Raw genomic sequence first — 20,757 nt, forward strand, 5'->3', positions numbered from 1 at the left:
CACCGACTACGAGGTCACCGTCAACACCACACTGCCGGGCGGCGACAGCAGCACAGAAACCGCCACGTCCATCACCCAGGAAGTCAAGCAGTGGGTCGAGGACCACAAGACCCTCAAGATCACCTACATCCAGGTCCTCGACAAGGACAATGGCCTGGCCGGCAATGAGGACGTCGGCCGACAGGACCACCTGACGACAGCAAGGGCGCTCATCACCCGGTGGGGGAGGATGAGCGCCCTTGCTGTGTTCCAGCGGAGTCCCGGCCGGCTACTTGACCGGGTCCAGCACGCCGTCGATCAGCTTCCACGCCCAGTCCAGCGCCGCCGCGTCCCGCAGCGGCTTGCCACCGATGCGCGCCGTCATCGGCTTGGGTACGAGGATCTGCTCCGCCGACGCCTTCACCAGAGTCTTGGGGTAGAGCCGCTGAAGCTTCATCTCCTGCGACTCGCGCAGGTCCACCGGCGCGAAGCGCACATAGTTGCCCTGCAGCAGCACCTCGCGCAGCCCGGCCTTGCGGGCGTGCGCCCGGAACAGCGCGACGGACAGCAGGTTCTCCACCTCGACCGGCAACTTGCCGTACCGGTCGAGCAGTTCCTCACGCACCGCCGGGACCTGCTCTTCCTCGGTGATCCCCGCGATCCGCTTGTAGGCCTCAAGGCGCAGCCGCTCCCCCGGCACGTAGTCGTGCGGGATGTGCGCGTCGATCGGCAGTTCGACCTTGACGTCCGCGTACTCCTCCACCGCGTCGATCCCGGCGGCGGCCTCTTTGTACTGGTTCACCGCCTCGCCGACCATCCGCATGTAGAGGTCGAAGCCGACGCCCTGGATGTGCCCCGACTGCTCCCCGCCGAGCATGTTGCCCGCGCCGCGGATCTCCAGGTCCTTCATCGCCACGTACATGCCCGCGCCCATCTCGGTGTGCTGGGCGATCGTCGCGAGCCGCTCGTGCGCCGTCTCCGTCAGCGGTTTCTCCGGCGGGTAGAGGAAGTAGGCGTACGCCCGCTCCCGGCCCCGGCCCACCCGGCCGCGCAGCTGGTGCAGTTGCGACAGGCCGAAGTTGTCGGCACGCTCCACGACCAGTGTGTTCGCGTTCGAGATGTCGATGCCGGACTCGACGATCGTCGTGCACACCAGCACGTCGAACCGCTTCTCCCAGAAATCGACCACGATCTGTTCCAGCGCGTGCTCGTTCATCTGCCCGTGTGCGACGGCGACCCGCGCCTCGGGCACCAACTCGCGGATCTTCGCCGCCGCCCGGTCGATCGACTCCACCCGGTTGTGGATGTAGAAGGTCTGCCCCTCCCGCAGCAGCTCCCGGCGGATGGCCGCGGCGATCTGGCGCTCTTCGTACGGACCGACGAAGGTCAGCACCGGGTGCCGCTCCTCCGGCGGCGTGGTGATCGTCGACATCTCCCGGATGCCGGTCACCGCCATCTCCAGCGTGCGGGGGATCGGCGTCGCGGACATCGTCAGCACGTCCACGTTGGCCCGCAACTGCTTGAGCTGCTCCTTGTGCTCGACACCGAACCGCTGCTCCTCGTCGACGATGACCAGCCCCAGGTCCTTGAACCTGGTCTCCTTCGAGAACAGCCGGTGCGTTCCGATGATGACGTCGACGGACCCTTCGGCGATGCCCTCCAGGGCGGCCTTGGCCTCGGTGTCCGTCTGGAACCGGGACAGCGCCCGAACGTTCACCGGGAACTGCGCGTAGCGCTCGGTGAACGTCGAGAAGTGCTGCTGGACGAGCAGCGTCGTCGGCACGAGCACCGCCACCTGCTTGCCGTCCTGCACCGCCTTGAACGCCGCCCGTACGGCGATCTCAGTCTTGCCGTAGCCGACGTCACCGCACACCAGGCGGTCCATCGGATAACCCTTCTCCATGTCCTGCTTGACCTCGGCGATGGTCGACAGCTGGTCGGGCGTCTCCACGAACGGGAACGCGTCCTCCAGTTCCTGCTGCCACGGAGTGTCCGGCCCGAACGCGTACCCGGGCGCGGCCATCCGCGCGGAATACAGCTTGATCAGGTCACCGGCGATGACCTTGACCGCCTTCTTCGCCTTCGCCTTCGTCTTCGCCCAGTCCGCGCCGCCCAGCCGGTGCAGCGTCGGGGCCTCGCCGCCGACGTACTTCGTCACCTGCTCCAGTTGGTCCGTGGGCACGAACAGCCGGTCCCCCGGGTGGCCCTTCTTCGCCGGTGCGTATTCGAGCAGCAGATATTCGCGCTGAGCGCCGCTCACCGTGCGCTGCACCATCTCGATGTACTTGCCGACACCGTGCTGCTCGTGCACCACGAAGTCGCCCTGCTTGAGCGCCAGCGGATCCACCACGTTGCGCCGCTTCGACGGCATCTTGCGCATGTCCTTGGTGGAACTGCGCTGCCCCGAGATGTCCGACTCGGTCACCACGAACGTCTTCAGCGACTCCGAGATGAAGCCGTTGTCGATCACCCCGGTCGTCACGTGGACGACGCCCGGCTCAGGGACCGACACCAGGTCGGGCACACAGCGCGCCGCGATGCCTTCGTTGCCCAGGAGTTCTCCGTACCGTTGCGCCGTTCCGGCGCCCTCCGTGACCACCACGACCCGCCACCCGTCGGCGAGGCGCCCGCGGATGTCGGTCAGGACCCGCGGCTGGTCACCGCGGTAGGTGGGGACCACCTGCGCCCCGATGGTCAGGTCAGCGGCGTCGACACCCTCACCGAAGGGGCTCAGCGACCACCACGGGACGCCGATTTCCGCGGAGTGCTCCCGTACGGAGGCCAAGGACCACAGCGACGCGGCGTCGAGGTCGACGGGGCTCTGGCCACCACCGGCGGCGGCCGCCCAGGACGCCTCCAGGAACTCGCGGCTGGTGGCCACCAGGTCGGAGGCGCGGGTGCGCACCCGCTCCGGGTCGCACACCAGCACGTGGCTGCCGGCCGGGAGCACGTCGATCAGCAGCTCCATGTCGTCGACGAGCACCGGGGCCAGGGACTCCATGCCCTCCACCGCGATGCCCTCGGCGATCCGGTCGAGCATGTCGGCGAGGTTGGGGTGCAGCTCCAGGAGTTTGCGGGCCCGCTCCCGAACGTCGTCGGTCAGCAGCAGCTCCCGGCACGGGGGTGCCCACAGACCGTGCGGCGCCACTTCGAGGGACCGCTGGTCGGCGACCTTGAAGTAGCGGATCTCCTCGACGTCGTCGCCCCAGAACTCCACCCGCAGCGGGTGCTCCTCGGTGGGCGGGAAAACGTCGAGGATGCCGCCGCGGACGGCGAAGTCGCCGCGCTTCTCGACCAGGTCGACGCGGGAGTACGCGGCCGCCGCCAGCGCCTCGACGGTGGCTTCGAGACCGACCGAAGCCCCCCGTTGCAAGGCCACAGGGATGAGGTCGCCCAGTCCTTTGACCTGCGGCTGGAGCACAGAGCGGATCGGCGCGACGACAACCTTGACCGCGCCGGTCTCCCCGCCGTCGGCGGTGGGGTGCGCCAGGCGGCGCAGCACGGCGATGCGCCGTCCGACGGTGTCCGAGCGGGGCGACAGGCGCTCGTGCGGCAGCGTCTCCCAGGACGGGAACTCCACCACGGAGTCGGCCGGCAGGAACGAGGCGAGGGCCGCGACGAGGTCCTCGGCCTCCCGTCCGGTGGCGGTGACCGCCAGGACGGGCCGTTCGGCCTTGGCCGCGAGCGCGGCGACGACAAAGGGCCGCAGGGACGGGGGGCCGACGAGCTCAAGGCGCGAGTCCGGCTCCCCCGCGGCCGCTGTGCGCACCCCCTGGGCCAACGCGGGATCGTCGAGCAGGACATCAAGCAGACCGGTCAGACTCATCAGTGCTTTGATCCTCCGCAGCAGGGCCACGCACAGCGCTGGGCAAGACACCGCGCGGCCAACACAAACTGCCCCGAATCTGTAAAGACCCGGGGTACGTGTTCCAGCCTACGCCGGGGGCCCGACAGCCGCCCCTCGCCCGGCGCCGCCGTCGGCAGTGTGACCCGCGCCGCTCTACCAGCGGTCCCCTTGGCAACGCAGGTAGTACGGGGTCCAATGGGATCCGCAGAAATCTGACGGGTCGTCGGATTCGCAGGTCGCACTCAGGCGCACTGCACCCGGGCCCATCGCACCCAGGTCCACCGCACCCAGGCGCGTCGGACCAGGATCCAGGGGAGAAGACGGACAGCATGAGCAGCCCGAAGCAGCAGAATCTCTACATCAACGGCGCATGGGTCGAGCCGGAGAACGGCTACTACGAGGTCATCAACCCGGCGACTGAAGAGGTCGTGGGCCTCGCCCCGGAGGCGTCCGTCGCCCAGGCGTACGCCGCCGCCAAGGCTGCCAAGGCCGCCCTCCCCGGCTGGTCCCGCACGTCCCCGGAGGAGCGCGCGAAGATCCTCGACAAGGCCGCGGACCTCATGTTCGCCCAGGACGGCATCGTCGAGCTGACCGTCGCGGAGACCGGCGCGACCACCGCCGTCGCGTTCGGCATGCACGTCGGCACGACCTGGTCCCGGTTCAAGCGCTACGCGAAGGGCGCGACCGAGCCGGTCGAGACGGCGCTGCCGCCGCAGGCCACCCCGGACACGCCGCTGTCCAAGGCCGGACTGTTCAGCGCGGTGGCAGTGCGCCGCCCGGTCGGTGTGGTCACCTGCATCACCTCGTACAACAACCCCCTGGCGAACACCGCGGGCAAGGTCGCGCCCGCGCTCGCCATGGGCAACACCGTCATCGTGAAGCCCGCCCCGCAGGACCCGCTGGGCGTCTTCAAGATGGCCAACGCACTGGAGCAGGCCGGCCTCCCGGCCGGGGTCTTCAACGTGATCACCGGGTCGGGCGTCGAGGTCGGTCAGGCCGTCGTGGACGCGCCCGAGGTGAACATGGTGTCGTTCACCGGCTCGACCACCGTCGGCCAGCGGATCGCCGAGGTCGCCGGGCGCGGCATGAAACGCCAGCTCATGGAGCTCGGCGGCAAGGGCGCCTGCATCGTCTTCGACGACGCGGACGTCGACGCGGCCGTCGCGGGCATCGGCTCGGTCTGGAGCTTCTACTCCGGCCAGATCTGCACCGCCCCGACCCGGGTCATCGCGCAGCGCGGCATCTACGACGAGTTGGTGGCCAAGCTCGCCGAGTACGCTTCGTCCCTCAAGGTCGGCGACCCCGCCGACAAAGAGACGCAGGTCGGCCCGGTCATCTCGGCCGTCCAGCGGGGCCGCATCGAGGCGCTGATCGCCACGGGCATCGAAGAGGGCGCCCGCCTGGTCACCGGCGGCGGCCGGCCCAAGGAACTGGAGAAGGGCTTCTTCATCGAGCCCACCCTGTTCGCCGACGCCACCAACAAGATGACCATCGCCCGCGAGGAGTTCTTCGGCCCGGTCGTCACGGTCATCCCGTTCGACGGGGACGACAACGACGCGGTCGCGATCGCCAACGACTCCGACTACGGCCTGATCAGCTACGTGTTCTCCGGTGACACGACCCGCGCCTTCAAGGTCGCCGGGCAGTTGGAGTCCGGCGGCGTGTCCATCAACACGATGGGCCGTCACATGGAGGCGCCCTTCGGCGGCTTCAAGCTGTCGGGCGTCGGCCGCGACTGCGGCTCGTACGCGATGCACGCGTACACGGAGATGCAGTCGCTGGTGTGGTCGGCCTGAGCACTGCGTTCAGTCCGGACATCCCGTCCGGCCCGCACCCTTGAAACATCCTGAAAGCCCCGGCGAGCCGGGGCTTTCGGCCTTCCCCTGACCTGTTCGCAGATTCCGCCCCCACGCCGCGTCCGCCTCGCATAGCGTTTCCCCTGCGATCCGGGGGGATTGCCGTCGGCAAGCAGGGGGTTCACGGTCATGCGGGTTGTCATCGCCGGTCAGGGCTATGTGGGACTGCCGCTCGCGGTCCGGGCGGCTGAAGTCGGGCACGATGTGGTCGGGTTCGACGTCGACTCCGCGCGGATCAAGAAGCTCGCCGCCGGGGAGTCCTACGTCGAGGACATCCCGGCCGCGAAGGTCCGGGAGATCCTGGACGCCGGTCGCTACCGTCCCACCGACGAACCACGGGACCTCGGCGGGTTCGACATCGCGGTGATCACCGTGCCGACACCGTTGCGCGAAGGCGTGCCGGACCTCTCCTACATCGAGGAGTCGGCCCGCACCCTGTCCCGCTACCTGCGGCCCGGTGCGACGGTGGTCCTCGAATCGACCACCTACCCGGGCACGACCGAGGAGCTGGTGGGCCCGATCCTCGAAGAGGGCTCAGGGCTGACTGTGGGTCAGGACTTCCACCTCGGCTACAGCCCCGAGCGCATCGACCCGGGCAACCCGGTGTACAACCTGGTGAACACCCCCAAGGTCGTCTCTGGGACAGACGCGGAGTCCCTCAAGGCCGTCGACGGCTTCTACAGCTCGCTGATCGACCGCACCGTGCCGGTCAGCAGCACCAAGGAAGCCGAGCTGACCAAGCTCATCGAGAACACCTTCCGGCACGTCAACATCGCACTGATCAACGAAGTCGCCATGTTCGCCCACGACTTGGGCATCGACGTGTGGGAGGCGATAGACGCCTGCTCGACGAAGCCCTTCGGGTTCATGCGCTTCACGCCGGGCCCCGGCGTCGGCGGGCACTGCCTGCCCATCGACCCGTCCTACCTGTCGTGGCGGGTGCAGCGCACCCTGGGGCAGTCGTTCCGCTTCGTCGAGCTGGCCAACGACGTCAACAACCACATGCCCGACTACGTCGTACGGAGACTTACCGCCGCGTTCAACGAGCGGCGCAAGTCAGTCAACGGCTCGAAGGTGCTGCTGCTCGGCCTGGCCTACAAGAAGAACACCGGCGACGCCCGCGAATCACCGTCCGTGCACATCGCCCGGCTGCTGCTCGCGCTCGGCGCCGAGGTCAGCGCGGTGGACCCGCACGTGGACCCGGGCCAGCTGCTGGACTCCCGGCTCAAGCGGGTCGACCTGACCGAAGACGTCGTACGGGAATCCGACGCGGTGGTCGTCCTCGTAGACCACGACGACACCGATTTCGATCTCGTACGGGAACACGCCGCGTTCATCCTCGACACCCGTCGGGTCCTGGACCCCGGCTCCAACGTGGAGGCGCTGTGAACAGACCGGGATTCGCCCCAGAGCGGCTGGTCCGGCTCGCCCGCCGGGCGGTCGAGGAGATGGACCTCGACCTGTCGGGGCGCACCGTCCTGACCGAAGGCGCCACCGGCGCGTACGCGGTCACTCCCGTCATCGCGGCCCTCGCCGGAGCCCGGTGGGTCATGGTCCACGCCCGCGATACCCGCTACGGGTCAGTCGCTGAAGTAGGCCGATTCCACGACGAGTTGTACAGGATCGCCGGTGTCGACAAGCAGATCTCGTTCATCGGCGGTCTGGACGAAGCCCCGATCGGCAAGGCCGACATCGTCACCAACAGCGGCCACCTGCGGCCGATCGACGCGGAGTTCGCCGCCCGGATGAAGCCCGGCGCCGTCGTACCCCTGATGTTCGAGGCCTGGGAACTCGACCGCGAACGCGCCGACCTCGACCTGGCCGCCCTGCGGCACCACGGAATCCAGGTCGCCGGAACCAACGAACGCCACCCGAAGGTGGGCGTGTTCGAGCAGCTGGGCCCGATGGCCGTACGAGAACTCGGCGACGCCGGGATCGCCGTCCTCGGGCTGAAGATCCTCGTGCTGTGCGACAACCCGTTCGCGCCCTACCTCGTGCGGGGGCTCGAAGCAGCCGGTGCCGAAGTCTCCTGCGCCTCCTGCCTGGACGAGGTCGACGACAGCCCGCCGGACGTCGTCCTGGTGGCCCAGCGCCCGCGCGGGAAACCCGTGTTCGGCGCAGCGGAGGCCCAACGGGCCAAGGGCTCCATCGTGGTGCAGTACTGGGGCGACATCGACCGCGCCGCGCTCACCGCGGCGGGCATCCCGTACTGGCCACAAATCGCACCCGGCGCCGGACACATGGGGGTGCTCCCCTCCGCCATCGGGCCCGAACCGATCGTCCGCCTCCAGGCCGGCGGGCTGAAAGTCGGCGAAGTGCTCTTGCGCACCGAGCGCACCGCCGAAGACCTGGCCTACCTCGACCCGCTGCCGGAAGTACTGCCATGACCGCCCGCATCCTGCTGATCGGCGTCGGACCGACCACCCTCGACGCGCTGGAAGCCCTGCACGACAAGTTCGAGGTGGTAACCCTCGTCCGTCCCGGGGACGACGCGGCGACCAGACGGGCGGCCAGGCTCGGCATTCCCGTCGACCCGGAAACCGCCCTGGGTCGGGTCGAGGAGCTTGTCTCCTCCGTGCTGCCCGACTGTGTCGTCACGTCCTCGTACGACCGGATCATCCCCGACCGACTGCTGAAACTCTGCCCGTTCGTCAATGTGCACTACGCGCCGCTGCCACGCGGACGCGGGCGGGCCAACGTCAACTGGGCGATCATCAACGGCGATCCGCACACGGCCGTCACGGTGCACGACATGGCACCGGGCCTCGACGCGGGCGGCATCCTCGCGCAGGAGCTCATCAGCATCGGCCCCCGGGACACCATCACAGACCTGTACGCGAAACTGAACTCCCGCCAGCGCGAACTCCTTCCGGCAGCGGTGGCCAGGCGACTGTCCGGCAGCCTCGGCGAGCCGCAGGAGGAATCACAGGCCACGTACGGCTGCACGCGCCTCCCCCAGGACGGCCAGATCGACTGGACGCAGCCCACCGCGGTCGTCGACCGGCTGATCCGCGCGCTCGGCCCGCCCTACCCGGCGGCGTTCACCTTCCTCGACCTGGAGCAGCTCCGCGTCCTACGGGCCGAACCGGCGCCGGACGCTCCGAACTACACCGGCCGTGTCCCGGGCCGCGTCGTGCTCAGCAGCGACCACGGCGTCGACGTCCTCACCGGGGACGGTGTCCTGCGGCTGCGCGAAGTCGCCCTGGGCGACGGGCCCGCACAGCCGGCCCGGGCGGTCATCCGCTCGGTGAAGACCACCCTGGGCCTGCACATGGCCGATGTACTGCGGGAGATCCACCGACTGCACGAGCTCTGACTACACGCCGCCTCCCGACGGCCCCGGCCATCCGGTCGCTTTTCCCCAAACTGCTGCGAACGCCCCACTCATCGCCGGATGTACGGCGGGAACCCTTCGGTCACCAGCTCAAAGCCGAACGGCTCCGGGACTGGCAGCGTTCCGCCGTAGGTGACGGTGTTGCAGTTGCGGTAGTCGCCGTCCACCGGGTTCGAGAACAACGTGACCGTGGACTTCAGCCTGTCCACCAGCAGGTAGAGCCCGACATGTTCGGCCGCGTACAGATGCCGCTTCTTGTCCCGGTCGTCCCCCACTGTGCTCTCCGAGCCGACCTCCACCACCAACTCAGCGATGTCCATGAGGTAGAAGCTCTGGTCTTCGCGGAGAGCCTGTTCCGGCACGACAGAAATGTCCGGGATCGGCTCCTCCCCGCTGTGTGGAGCGCGGAACTGGACGCTGCCGGTCACCCACATGCCCTTGGGGCAGGCCGCTTTGAGCTGGTCGGCAACCATGCCAATGGTCAGAGCATGCCCGCCCCGACCGATCGGCGACATCACGATACGACCCCCGATGATCTCCGCCCGGAGTCCGTCCGGGACCTCCATGTCATGCAAGTAACGCGACAGCATCTGTGCCTCTTCGCTTATTACCGTCATGACAGCCTCCTTCGCGGGATCGAGCCAGGGCGTGAACACGTTACGTGACAACGGTACCGGGTCACCCCTGTTCCGCCTTGCCGGACAGCGCACCCGCTGGCAGCCGGAACGCCGGAGCCCACCACCCCGGGGGACGGCGGGCTCCGGGAGCATTCCGTGCTCAGACAGCCTTCACCAGCACCTCCACCACCCGCACCTGCTGCTCCTCCGTGATCTGCGGGAACAGCGGCAGCGTCAGGATCTCCCCCGCCGCCTTCTCCGTCACCGGGAAGTCACCGGGCGCATAGCCCAGACCCCGGAACGCGGGCTGCAAGTGCACCGGCGTCGGGTAGTGGACGCCGGCCCCGATCCCGGCCGCGTTCAGCGCCTTCAGGACACCGTCCCGGTTCGCCACCCGCACCGCGTACAGGTGCCACACGTGCTCGTTGCCCGGCGCGGTCCGCGGCAGCCGCACGCCGTCGGCCCCGCCGAGCAGTCCGGCGTAGCGCGCCGCCGCCGCCCGCCGGGCCTCGTTCCACCCGGCGAGGCGGGCGAGTTTGGCCCGCAGGACCACCGCCTGCAACGTGTCCAGGCGCGAATTGAACCCGAGCCGGGCATGCACGTACTTCGCCGTCGCCCCGTGGTCGCCCAGCTCCCGCACCGCCTGCGCGAGCGCCTCATTGTTCGTCAGCACCGCGCCGCCGTCGCCGTACGCGCCGAGGTTCTTGCCCGGGTAGAAACTCGTCGACGCGGCGTAACCCCAACTGCCGGGCCCCCGGCCGCCCTGCGTCGCCCCCTGGCACTGCGCGGCGTCCTCGAAGAGCAGCAGGTCCTGTTCTTCGGCGAGTCGCACCAGCGGCTCCATCGGCGCGAGCTGCCCGTTGAGGTGCACCGGCAGCAGTGCCCGCACCTCACCGGTCACCGCGTCGGCCGCCTGCGCCGGGTCGAGCAGCAGGAACTCGTCGTCCACATCGGCGAACACCGGCACGCCGCCCGCGCGCACCACCGCCTCCGCCGAGGCCACGAACGTGTTCGCGGGGATCACCACCCCCGAGCCCTGCTCCAAGTCCACGGCCCGCAGCGCGAGTTCGATCGCATCGGTGCCGTTGGCCACGGCCACGCAGTACGCGGCCCCGGAGAACTCGGCGAACTCCCGCTCGAACTCACCCACGTCAGGGCCGTTGACGAAGGCCGTACGGGCCAGCACCTGCGCCCAGCCCGCCGCCACCTCGCCGGCGACCTCCGCGTGCGCCGCGGCCAGGTCGACCAGCGGAACCCCGGTCATGCGGACACCCCCGTACGGAACGCTTCGACCACCCGGTCCTGCTGATCCTCCGTCATCTGGTGGAACAGCGGCAGGATCAGGGAGTCCCGGGAGATCCGCTCGGTGACCGGCAGCGACACCCGCGCGTCCGCGTACGCGGGCTCCAGATGCGACGCCATGATCCCGCGCCGCGCCGAGACACCCGACTCGGCCAGGTGCGCCAACAGGCCGTCCCGGTCGGCACCTTCGGGCAACAGCACCCAGAAGGACTGCACATTGCCCTCGCCGTACTCGGGATCGTCGGCCATCAGCAGCCCCGGCACGTCGGCGAGCAGCTTGCGGTAGCGCCCGGCCATCTCCCGCCGACGCTCCACAACACCCGGCAACCGACCCAACTGCACCAGCGCCACCGCCGCCTGAATATCCGTCATGCGGTAGTTGAAGCCGACCTCGTCGTACGTCTCGATCACCGGCGTCAGCGACTTCTCCCGCTCCGCGGCGCTCACGCTCATCCCGTGCTCGCGCAACCGCCGCAACCGGGCCGCCGCCTCCGCCCGCCCCACCGTGACCATGCCGCCCTCGCCGCAGGTCAGCAACTTCCGCGGGTGGAAAGAGAACGCGGCGAACACCGCCCCCTGCCCCACCGGACGGCCCTTGTACGTACTGCCCGCCGCACACGCGGCATCCTCGACGACGGTGACGCCGAGCGGATCGCACAGCGCCCGCACCGCGTCCAGGTCGGCCGGGATCCCGCCCTGGTCGACCAGGATCACCGCCCGCGTACGGTCGGACAAACGCTCCCCGACCGTGGCCGGGGTGAGGTTCCCGGTGGCCGGCTCGACGTCGGCGAACACCACCGTCGCACCGACGTAGCGCACCGCGTTGGCCGTCGCGATGAACGACAGCGAAGGCACCACCACTTCGTCACCGGGGCCGATCCCCGCACCGATCAACGCCAGATGCAACGCCGTCGTGCACGACGACACCGCGACCGCGTCCGGCACACCCAGGTAGCCCGCGAACGCCCGCTCGAACTCAGCGACCCGCGGCCCCTGCGCCACCCAGCCACTGCGCACCGCGTCGGCCGCCGCGAGGGCCTCCTCCTCGCCGAAGTACGGCTTCATCACCGGGATCCGATCCATCGACGCCCCCGTCACGTCCGGTTCTCCGTCCACCAGGCCACGAGGTTCCGCAGCCCCTCGTCCAGGCCGATCCCCGCCGTCCAGCCGAGGTCCCGCTCAGCCTTGGACACGTCGGCGAGCCGCCGGGTCACACCGTTCACCTTGCGGTCAGGACCGTGTTCGACACCGAGACCGTCCACCGCGAAGCCCCGCGCGCCCATCGCCGCCAGCAGCCCCTCGGCCAGTTCCTTGAGCGAGACCTCCTCGCCCCGCGCGATGTTGTACACCTCACCTGACACAGGTGACCGCGCGGCGAGCAGGTTCGCCCGCGCGATGTCGTAGGTGTGCACGAAGTCCATCGTCTGGAGACCGTCACCGAAGATCAACGGCGGCTGCCCCTCGGAGATCCGCTCCATCCACCGGATCAGCACCTCGGTGTACAGCCCGTGGATGTCCATCCGCGGCCCGTACACGTTGAAGTACCGCAGACACACGTAGTCCAGGCCGTACATCGCCCCGAAACTGCGCAACAGCCCCTCATTGAACGTCTTCGCCGCACCATAGATCGTGTCGTTGTCGTACGGATGCTGCGTCTCCGCCGTCGGGAAGGTGTCCGCCAGGCCGTACACCGACGCCGACGACGCCGCGACCACCTTGCCCACCCGCGCCGCCACCGCCGCCTCCAGGACGTTGTACGTCCCGTCGACCAGCACCTCCAACGCCAGCCTGGGCTCCTCCACACACTGGGTGATCCGGATCGCCGCCTGATGGAACAGCACATCAGTGCCCGGCATCAGCCGGGCGAGCAACTCCCGGTCCCGGATGTCACCGGAGACCAGCTCACACCTGCGGTCCTCCAGCGCTTCGGCGAGATTCCGCCGCCGCCCCCGCGTCAGATTGTCCAGCACCACGACCCGGCCGGCCCCCGCGGCGAGCAACTGCTCGACGATCGCCGAGCCGATCGTCCCCGCGCCGCCGGTCACCAGGCAGTCCGCACCCTTGAGTTCCACCATCAGTCCGCGTCCCTCTCACTGCGCCCCCGCTGCCGGGGGAGCACGTCTTCAACCAGGTCACCGGGTTTCGCGCAGGCCGCCCCCAAGTCCGACGCGGCAGACCCCACAGGCACCGTCGCCCCGCCCAGCTCCATCGACAACGACGCAGCCTCAAGCAGTTCCAGGACCCGGAGCCCGGACCGCCCGTCGGTCAACGCCGGACGAGAGGTGGCGATCGCGTCGGCGAACTCCGCCATCACCCCACGCAGCGCCTCCGTCGTCGGCAGCGCCGGAGCGACCGCGTCACCCGTCCGGTACGAGATCAGATGCCGCCGCCTGGTCTCCGCCGACGGCGTCGCGGACAGCTCAACACCCTTGTCGTACACGTGCAGCCGCGCCGCCGGATTCATGTCGTCCCAGTGCAGCGTGCGCCGCGAACCACCGACGATCATCGTCCGGACCTTCGTCGGCGACAGCCAGTTCACATGCACGTGCGCTATCGCCCCGTTGGACAACCTGACCACCAGGTAGGCCAGGCAGGCCCGGCCCGTCCCCAGCGGATCCGCACCGTGCGCGGCCACCGACACGGGGGTCACCCCCGGCGGCAGGATGAAGTCGAGGATCGACAGGTCATGCGGCGCGAGGTCCCACAGAACATCCACATCGGGCTGGACCAGACCAAGATTGATCCGTACGGAATCGATGAACTGGACCTCGCCCACCTCACCGCCGTGCACCATCTCACGGATGCGCTGCACCACCGGCAGGTAGCAGAACGTGTGGTCGCACATCAGCACCAGCCCGTTGCGCTCGGCGAGTTCCACCAACTTCACCGCATCAGCGCGGCTCGACGTGATGGGCTTCTCCACCAACACGTGCTTGCCCGCCTCCAGCGCCGCGCGCACCAGTTCGAAATGCGTCGACGCCGGCGTCGCGACCGCCACCGCCCGCACCGACTCGTCCGCCAGCACGTCGTCGTACGACGACGTCACCCCGACCGTGCTGTAACCCCCCAGCACCGACCGCGCGCGCTCCTCATCGAGATCACACAGCCACTCCAACCGCAACCCCGGCGTGGCCTGCGCGTTCCGCACCAGGTTCGGCCCCCAGTAACCCGCGCCCACCACCGCTAGCCCGATCGCCCTACTCAATCGCCCATCAGACATGACGCTGCGTCAACCCCCCGGTCGTCCCCCAGGGCCGCGGCACATCCGACTGCGCCGACGACCACACAGAAAGGCCCGCACAACAGCACGAACCCGCCCCCACGATGCGTTCTGAGACAGGACGCTAGTGCCCACCGGCGCACCCCGCAGGCCCATTGCGGAAATCCGTCCGCGGCCGAGTCCCGCCGGACCACACCGACACCGGGACGGCCGACGACCAGGAAAACGACGTGGAACAACCGTTCGACCGCCCCTGCCCGCACCGCACCCGCAAACGTTTGACACCCTGGGATACGGACGCGCACAGAGACCAGACGGAACGGACCGACAGCCGCCAAGCGTCCCACCCGGCACAGACACACCCCGGGCACACCCACCCGGACGGCACCAGACACAGATGAGCACCCTGACCACGCCGGGTGCCACAGGAAAGGACGGCACGTGGCGGCGGCCGACACCACCACGGCAGCACCGGAGACAACCCCGGAAGCCGCGGACGCACCGGAACACCCGGACGCGCCCCACAGCACAACTGCCCCGCCTGACAAGGCACAGCCCCGGACGACGCAGCCCCGGACGACGCAGCCCCGGACGACGCAGCCCCTGCGCACCGCCCGCGAGAGCATCCTGCCCGCCGTCGCTGCGGCCCTGTTCATCGGGAAGACCGTCCGCACCCGCACCGGCGCCAAGGGCGACACTGTCCCCATCCCGCACCCGCTGGTCAGCGAAGTCCTGCACAGCCTCCCCGTCGAACAACGCGAACGCTGGCGCGGACGCTGCGCCGAGGTCGAACTCGTCTCCGAACACCTATTCGAAGTCGAGACCAAGCGCCGGGGCCGGACGGCCAAGAAGCCCTTCGCCATCGCCGAAGCCCGCAAGACCCTGCGCGGCGCGAAGATCACCGTCCGCCGCATCCGCGAAGACGGCGACCCCGCCCACAGCACCTACCAGCCGCCCTGCCGATCCTGCCGCCCGCTGCTCCAGCACTTCGGCATCGACCCCGTAGACAGGTAGGAGGCAGACCCAGATGTCCCGTTTCTCCACCGACGTCATCCACGAACTCAAGCGCGCGGGCTGGACCGTCGGCCGCAAACGCCTCACCCAGGCCGAGACGTGGGCCCGCCACATAAGCGACCACGTGTCCCCCGACGACCACCGCCACAGCGTCTTCCCCAGCGCCCTCGACGCCTGGGCCGAATTCGGCGGCCTGCACTTCGACCTCCAGGGCGCCGGCGAACACATCGCCCGCAACCCCTTTGTCATCGACCCCACCCGGGCCATCCACCTCGCCCGCACCCTCACCGATATCGGCCGCACGCTCGGCACCCACCTGTGCCCCCTGGGGCAGGAGCTCTCCGCTCCCGGGAAGAACGGCAGCCAGCCCATCGGCACCGGCTACCTCGCCATCGACCCGGCCGGGCGCGTCTTCGCCCTCGACCACACCGGCGAGTGGTTCCTCGGCCCGGACATGGACAGCGCCGTCACCACCCTCGTCAACGGCACCGCACCGGCCCGGATCCGCGACGACGGCACCTGGTGAACCCCGCGGGGCACGCGGGATCGGCCGGCCGGCCGGAAGAGCAACAGGGCCCCGACGGAGACCGTCGGAGCCCTGTTGCATAAAGCTCGTCAAGAAGAATTCAGCCACCGTACGGACTACCCGCCGCGCGGGCTCACGTGTTGTACGTGTCCTGCGCCCGCTCCAGGCCCTCGGCCACCAGCGCCTCCACGGCGTCCGCCGCGCGGTCGGTGAAGTAGTCGAGCTCCTTGCGCTCCGTACCGGAGAAGTCCTTCAGCACAAAAGCCGCCACGTCCATCCGCCCCGGCGGGCGGCCGATGCCAAAACGCACCCGGAAGTAGTCGGGACCGAGCGTCTTCGTGATCGACTTCAGGCCGTTGTGGCCGTTGTCGCCGCCACCGCACTTCAGCCGCAGCGCCCCGTAGTCGATGTCCAACTCGTCGTGCACCACAATCAGCCGGTCGAGCGGAGCCTTGTAGAAGTCGCGCAGCGCGACCACCGGACCGCCGGAGACGTTCATGAACGACTGCGGCTTCGCCAGCACGATCCGCTGACCACCGAGCCGGCCCTCGACCACCTGCGAGCGCGACTTGTGGGCCTTGAACCCGACCGCTCCCCCGCCACCGCCCTTACTCGGACGCGCTTCGCGCGCACCCCCACCGCGCATCCGCCCGGCCAGCAGGTCGGCCACCATGAACCCGACGTTGTGCCGGTTGCCGACATATTCGGGCCCGGGATTGCCAAGGCCCACGACCAGCCACGGAGCATTGTCCGCGGTGGCGTGGGCCTTTGACTCACTCATTGTTTTTTCAGCTACCGGGAGGCTCAGGCCTCGGTGGTGGCTTCGCCCTCAGCGGCCTCAGCGGCAGCCGGCTGCAGGACGTGCAGGACGACGGTGTCGCCGTCCACGGCCAGGGTCGAGCCTGCGGGCAGCTCGACGTCCTTCGCGTGGATGGACTGACCGACCTCAAGACCCGCGATCGAGATCACGACGGCCGTGGGGAGGTTGGTCGCCTCGGCCTCAAGGGTCAGGGTGTTGAGGACGTTCTCCAGCAGACCACCGGGGGCGATTTCGCCGACCGTGGTCACGGGGATCTCAACAACGACCTTCTCGCCACGGATGACGGTGATGAGGTCGATGTGCTCGAGGTGACGCTTGATCGGGTGACGCTGCACATCCTTCGGCAGCGCCAGCTCCTTCTTGCCGTCGATCTCAAGCTCGAAAAGAACGTTGGGGGTCTTAAGCGCCATCATCAGCTCGTGACCCGGAAGGGCCAGGTGGAGCGGTGCGGCGCCGTGACCATAGAGCACGGCCGGAACCTTGCCCGCGCTGCGGGTGCGGCGAGCGGCACCCTTGCCGAACTCGGAACGCGGTTCGGCGACGATACGGACCTCGGACACGACGGGTACTCCTCGAACGACGCGGTGGCGGCTGGCGGGGCGGGGTCCCCGTAGGGCGAAGCCTCGAACCGTTGCCGACTGGATGGCTATCGGACCGGACCTCTAATGGCAGCCAGATGCTGCCGGGTCCCCGATTGCGCCCGATGAGAAGAGCGTGCGAGCCGTCACTACCGCGTCGATCACGGAGACAGGCTTACGCATCCCTCGCCGGGCAACCACCGCAGCCTACCCGCTTGAAGGCCAGACCTCGAAATCGGGTGCCCCGCTCACCCGTCCGGACGAACCTCCCCGGTCACCACCCCGGGCATGGAAAAGCCCCCGCCGTCCGCCGAACACGGCGTACGACAGGGGCTATTCCGTACGGAGAACTCAGCTGTTGCCGTCGAACATGCTGGTGACGGAGCCGTCCTCGAACACCTCGCGGATCGCGCGGGCGATCATCGGGGCGATCGGCAGCAGGGTCAGCTTGTCGAAGCGGCGCTCCGGCGGGAAGGGCAGCGAGTCGGTCAGGATGACCTCACTGATCCGGGAGTTCTTCAGACGGTCGACAGCCGGGCCCGACAGCACACCGTGCGTCGCGGCCACGATCACGTCGGCGGCACCGTTGGCGAACAGCGCCTCGGCCGCCGCCACGATCGTGCCACCGGTGTCGATCATGTCGTCCACGAGCACGCACACACGGCCGTTGACGTCACCGACCACCTCGGCCGAGATGATCTGGTTGGCGACGTTCGGGTCACGGCGCTTGTGGATGATCGCCAGCGGCGCACCGAGCCGGTCGCTCCACTGGTCGGCGACACGCACGCGGCCGGCGTCCGGGGAGACGATCGTCAGGTTGTCGCGGTCGACCCGCTGACCGACGTAGTCGGCGAGCTGCGGCAGCGCGAACAGGTGGTCCACCGGGCCGTCGAAGAAGCCCTGGATCTGCGCGGTGTGCAGGTCCACGGCCATCATGCGGTCGGCGCCCGCGGTCTTGAACAGGTCCGACATCAGCCGCGCCGAGATGGGCTCACGCCCGCGGTGCTTCTTGTCCTGCCGGGCGTAGCCGTAGAACGGGACGATGACAGTGATCCGCTTGGCGGAGGCGCGCTTGAGCGCGTCCACCATGATCAACTGCTCCATGATCCAGTTGTTGATCGGCGCCGTGTGGCTCTGGATGACGTACGCGTCCGAACCACGCACCGACTCCTCGAACCTGACGTAGATCTCGCCGTTGGCGAACTCGAAGGCCTTGGTCGGGACCAACTCGGTCCCCAGCGCTTCGGCGACCTCCTGAGCCAGCTCAGGGTGGGCCCGCCCGCTGAAAAGCGTGAGCTTGCGCTCGGGGGACGTCTTGATCGCGGTCACTGCACCGTCTCCTTGTTGCTGCTGCTGCTCGCGTCAGCCGGGCCGTCCTGCGACGACCCCGACTGGTCCTGCCCCGCCTGGTCCTGCTCAGCCGCGGCCACGGCCTTGACCGCGGCCTTGACCGCAGCCTCAGCGGCGGGCGAGCCAGGACGCGCCTTGGCCACCCACCCCTCGACGTTCCTCTGCCGTCCCCTGGCCACCGCCATCGCGCCCGGGGGGACATCCTGAGTGATCACCGAACCGGCCGCGGTGTAAGCACCGTCGCCGATCGTGACCGGGGCGATCAGCATCGAATCGCTGCCCACCCGCACGTGGTCACCCACGACGGTGTGGTGCTTGGCCACCCCGTCGTAGTTCACGAACACGGTGGCCGCTCCGATGTTGGAAGCCTCACCAATGGTCGCATCCCCGACGTAGGACAGATGCGGCACCTTGGACCCGTTACCCACCCGGGCGTTCTTCATCTCCACGAAGCCGCCGGCCTTGGCCGCGACTCCGAGGACCGTGCCCGGACGGAGGTAGGTGTAGGGGCCGACAGTCGCCTCCGGACCGATGACCGCGCCCTCGGAGGTGGTGCAGCGCACCTGTGCGCCCGCGCCAACCTCGGTGTCCGTCAGCGTGGAGTCCGGGCCGACCTCGGCGCCTTCGGCGACGGACGTACGTCCGTACAGCCGCGTGTTGGGGTGCACCAACGCGTCCCGGCCGAAGGTCACACCGACGTCGATCCAGGTCGTCCGCGGGTCCACCACGGTCACGCCCGCCCGCATCGCCGCATCGAGCAGCAGGTCGTTCATGATCCGCCGGACCTCGGCGAGCTGCACCCGGTCGTTGATGCCCAGGATCTCCCGGTGGTCAGCCGCCGCCAGCGCACCGACCCGGTGCCCGGCGAGCCGGAGGATGCCGAGGGTGTCGGTGAGGTATTCCTCACCCTGCGAGTTGTCCGTGTCGACCTGCGTCAGCGCGTGCGCGAGCAGCTTGCCGTCGAACACGTACACACCCGAGTTGATCTCGGCGATCCCACGCTGGGCCTCGTCGGCGTCCTTCTGCTCGACGATCCCCAGGACCGAACCGTCCACGTCGCGGATGATCCGCCCGTAGCCGGCGGGATCGGGCACGACGGCGGTCAGCACGGTGACGGCGTTGCCGTCGGCCCGGTGGCCGTCGACCAGTGCGCGCATGGTGTCCGGGGAGAGCAGCGGGGTGTCGCCGTTGACCACCAGGACCGTGCCGTCGAGTTCGACTCCGTCGGCGGCCAGGGACTCCAGCGCGACGCGGACGGCGTGCCCGGTGCCGTTCTGCTGCTCCTGGATGACGGTGCGGGCCTGCGGATCGGCGGCGGCCAGGTGTGCGGCGACCTGCTCACGCATGTGCCCGACGATGACAACGAGGTGTTCGGGCTCCAGGGCCCGGGACGCGGCTACGACATGTCCCACGAGGGACCGCCCTGCCATGGTGTGGAGGACCTTCGGTGTCGTCTTCGACTTCATGCGGGTGCCCTCACCCGCTGCGAGGACGACAACGGCAGCCGGGCGGATGGGGCTCACGTGAGGTGGCTCCTCGGCGTCGCTGGCGGGGGACCGCCCGGTAACGGCTGTGGATCGGCCAAGCGCTGGCCATGCCTAGTTAACCGGGCAGTACGAGGATAGCGCCGCGCGCGGAGGGGCTTCACCCAGGCGGGAACAGCATCCCTGCCCATCGACCCGCTAACGACTCTCGCCCGGTGGGGCCACCGACGATATCGGCGACCCCACCGGGCGAGGTTTCGAACCACCATGCTCCGCTACCAGGGCTCGAACCTGGACAGAAGGCTTCAAAGGCCTCAAGGCTAACCAATTACCTCATAGCGGATCAAATCGGACATTTGATCTTCCTGTTGTCCGATTGCCCGCCCCCTACTATGCCAGTCCCCCGCCTCGATCCGCGCAGGCATTGCGCCGCACTTGGATCAACGTTCTGCGAGCGCGCGGACAACACCCTGCCACCAACCCTCGATGCGCTGATATAGCCCGCTTCCTTTGGTGACGTACACCGCGAGGCACCCCCGGTGGGTCTCGCCGACGTTCTTCCGAGTCGTCTTCGGGTTGTGTTTCTTGAGCGAGGTTTTATTCAGCTGCTCCTTCCGAAAACCGATCCGGTCAACCCAGTACTGCTCTGCGGCCACCACGTCGGCGGACTCGTGGATCGTGACGTGGAAACGACACTGCTCAACCCCCACATCCATCAACCGGAGCCGTGCCATGAGAGTGCGGTTCGCGCCGTGATGCCCGATTCGCGATGAGGTCTGGGTGAGGTGCCCTGCTCGGCGGGGTCGGCCAGTGCTCAGGGGCGGGGCCGG

General features: G+C 69.0%; 16 protein-coding genes, 1 tRNA gene and 1 pseudogene. 6 read left to right on the forward strand and 12 right to left on the reverse strand.

Annotated elements, in window-relative coordinates:
* Positions 1 to 268: 268 nt before the first annotated feature.
* Positions 269 to 3,805, reverse strand: coding sequence for a transcription-repair coupling factor (gene mfd, locus AC0Z36_RS21755; protein WP_485464672.1), 3,537 nt, complete (start codon positions 3,803 to 3,805; stop codon positions 269 to 271).
* Between the two features lie 350 nt (positions 3,806 to 4,155).
* On the opposite strand from mfd, the gene AC0Z36_RS21760 reads away from it, so the two are divergent.
* The 4 genes from AC0Z36_RS21760 to AC0Z36_RS21775 all read left to right on the forward strand — a co-directional run bounded on the left by AC0Z36_RS21760 (position 4,156) and on the right by AC0Z36_RS21775 (position 8,998).
* Entirely contained in the window at positions 4,156 to 5,622 is a 1,467-nt protein-coding gene (locus AC0Z36_RS21760; protein WP_485464673.1) for an aldehyde dehydrogenase family protein, read from the forward strand.
* A 189-nt stretch (positions 5,623 to 5,811) separates the two neighbouring features.
* Positions 5,812 to 7,071 (forward strand): nucleotide sugar dehydrogenase, encoded by a 1,260-nt coding sequence (locus AC0Z36_RS21765; RefSeq protein ID WP_485464674.1) that lies wholly within the window; start codon positions 5,812 to 5,814, stop codon positions 7,069 to 7,071.
* Positions 7,068 to 8,069 (forward strand): hypothetical protein, encoded by a 1,002-nt coding sequence (locus tag AC0Z36_RS21770; protein WP_485464675.1) that lies wholly within the window; start codon positions 7,068 to 7,070, stop codon positions 8,067 to 8,069. Before AC0Z36_RS21765 ends, AC0Z36_RS21770 begins: the two co-directional genes overlap by 4 nt.
* Positions 8,066 to 8,998, forward strand: coding sequence for a methionyl-tRNA formyltransferase (locus AC0Z36_RS21775; protein WP_485464676.1), 933 nt, complete (start codon positions 8,066 to 8,068; stop codon positions 8,996 to 8,998). Before AC0Z36_RS21770 ends, AC0Z36_RS21775 begins: the two co-directional genes overlap by 4 nt.
* A gap of 68 nt (positions 8,999 to 9,066) precedes the next feature.
* On the opposite strand, the gene AC0Z36_RS21780 is transcribed toward AC0Z36_RS21775, so the two are convergent.
* The 5 genes from AC0Z36_RS21780 to AC0Z36_RS21800 all read right to left on the reverse strand — a co-directional run bounded on the left by AC0Z36_RS21780 (position 9,067) and on the right by AC0Z36_RS21800 (position 14,140).
* Positions 9,067 to 9,633, reverse strand: a complete 567-nt coding sequence (locus AC0Z36_RS21780; protein ID WP_485464677.1) for a Uma2 family endonuclease — start codon at positions 9,631 to 9,633, stop codon at positions 9,067 to 9,069.
* 160 nt (positions 9,634 to 9,793) lie between these two features.
* A complete protein-coding gene (locus AC0Z36_RS21785) occupies positions 9,794 to 10,897 on the reverse strand; it encodes a DegT/DnrJ/EryC1/StrS family aminotransferase (protein ID WP_485464678.1) in 1,104 nt (367 codons plus the stop codon).
* A complete protein-coding gene (locus AC0Z36_RS21790; RefSeq protein WP_485464679.1) occupies positions 10,894 to 12,018 on the reverse strand; it encodes a DegT/DnrJ/EryC1/StrS family aminotransferase in 1,125 nt (374 codons plus the stop codon). Before AC0Z36_RS21790 ends, AC0Z36_RS21785 begins: the two co-directional genes overlap by 4 nt.
* Positions 12,019 to 12,029: 11 nt before the next feature.
* On the reverse strand, positions 12,030 to 13,010 hold the full coding sequence (locus AC0Z36_RS21795) for an SDR family NAD(P)-dependent oxidoreductase (RefSeq protein ID WP_485464680.1): 981 nt from the start codon (positions 13,008 to 13,010) through the stop codon (positions 12,030 to 12,032).
* Positions 13,010 to 14,140, reverse strand: a complete 1,131-nt coding sequence (locus AC0Z36_RS21800) for a Gfo/Idh/MocA family protein (RefSeq protein ID WP_485464681.1) — start codon at positions 14,138 to 14,140, stop codon at positions 13,010 to 13,012. Before AC0Z36_RS21800 ends, AC0Z36_RS21795 begins: the two co-directional genes overlap by 1 nt.
* Positions 14,141 to 14,596: 456 nt before the next feature.
* On the opposite strand from AC0Z36_RS21800, the gene AC0Z36_RS21805 reads away from it, so the two are divergent.
* Entirely contained in the window at positions 14,597 to 15,169 is a 573-nt protein-coding gene (locus AC0Z36_RS21805; RefSeq protein ID WP_485464682.1) for a YwqJ-related putative deaminase, read from the forward strand.
* Positions 15,170 to 15,182: 13 nt separating this feature from the next.
* Entirely contained in the window at positions 15,183 to 15,695 is a 513-nt protein-coding gene (locus tag AC0Z36_RS21810; RefSeq protein WP_485464683.1) for an SUKH-3 domain-containing protein, read from the forward strand.
* Positions 15,696 to 15,828: 133 nt separating this feature from the next.
* On the opposite strand, the gene pth is transcribed toward AC0Z36_RS21810, so the two are convergent.
* The 6 genes and pseudogenes from pth to AC0Z36_RS21840 form a co-directional block, all read right to left on the reverse strand.
* The gene (pth, locus tag AC0Z36_RS21815) at positions 15,829 to 16,476 is read right to left on the reverse strand and encodes an aminoacyl-tRNA hydrolase (RefSeq protein WP_485464684.1); all 648 of its coding nucleotides are present in this window, start codon (positions 16,474 to 16,476) and stop codon (positions 15,829 to 15,831) included.
* 23 nt (positions 16,477 to 16,499) lie between these two features.
* The gene (locus tag AC0Z36_RS21820; RefSeq protein WP_485464685.1) at positions 16,500 to 17,075 is read right to left on the reverse strand and encodes a 50S ribosomal protein L25/general stress protein Ctc; all 576 of its coding nucleotides are present in this window, start codon (positions 17,073 to 17,075) and stop codon (positions 16,500 to 16,502) included.
* Positions 17,076 to 17,444: 369 nt separating this feature from the next.
* Positions 17,445 to 18,422 (reverse strand): ribose-phosphate diphosphokinase, encoded by a 978-nt coding sequence (locus AC0Z36_RS21825; protein WP_485464686.1) that lies wholly within the window; start codon positions 18,420 to 18,422, stop codon positions 17,445 to 17,447.
* Positions 18,419 to 19,966, reverse strand: a complete 1,548-nt coding sequence (glmU, locus tag AC0Z36_RS21830; RefSeq protein WP_485464687.1) for a bifunctional UDP-N-acetylglucosamine diphosphorylase/glucosamine-1-phosphate N-acetyltransferase GlmU — start codon at positions 19,964 to 19,966, stop codon at positions 18,419 to 18,421. Before glmU ends, AC0Z36_RS21825 begins: the two co-directional genes overlap by 4 nt.
* A gap of 231 nt (positions 19,967 to 20,197) precedes the next feature.
* Positions 20,198 to 20,270: transfer RNA gene (locus AC0Z36_RS21835), tRNA-Gln, on the reverse strand.
* A 97-nt stretch (positions 20,271 to 20,367) separates the two neighbouring features.
* Positions 20,368 to 20,757, reverse strand: a pseudogene (locus tag AC0Z36_RS21840) (hypothetical protein); the annotation flags it as partial.

The organism is Kitasatospora sp. UYEF31 (assembly GCF_057291755.1).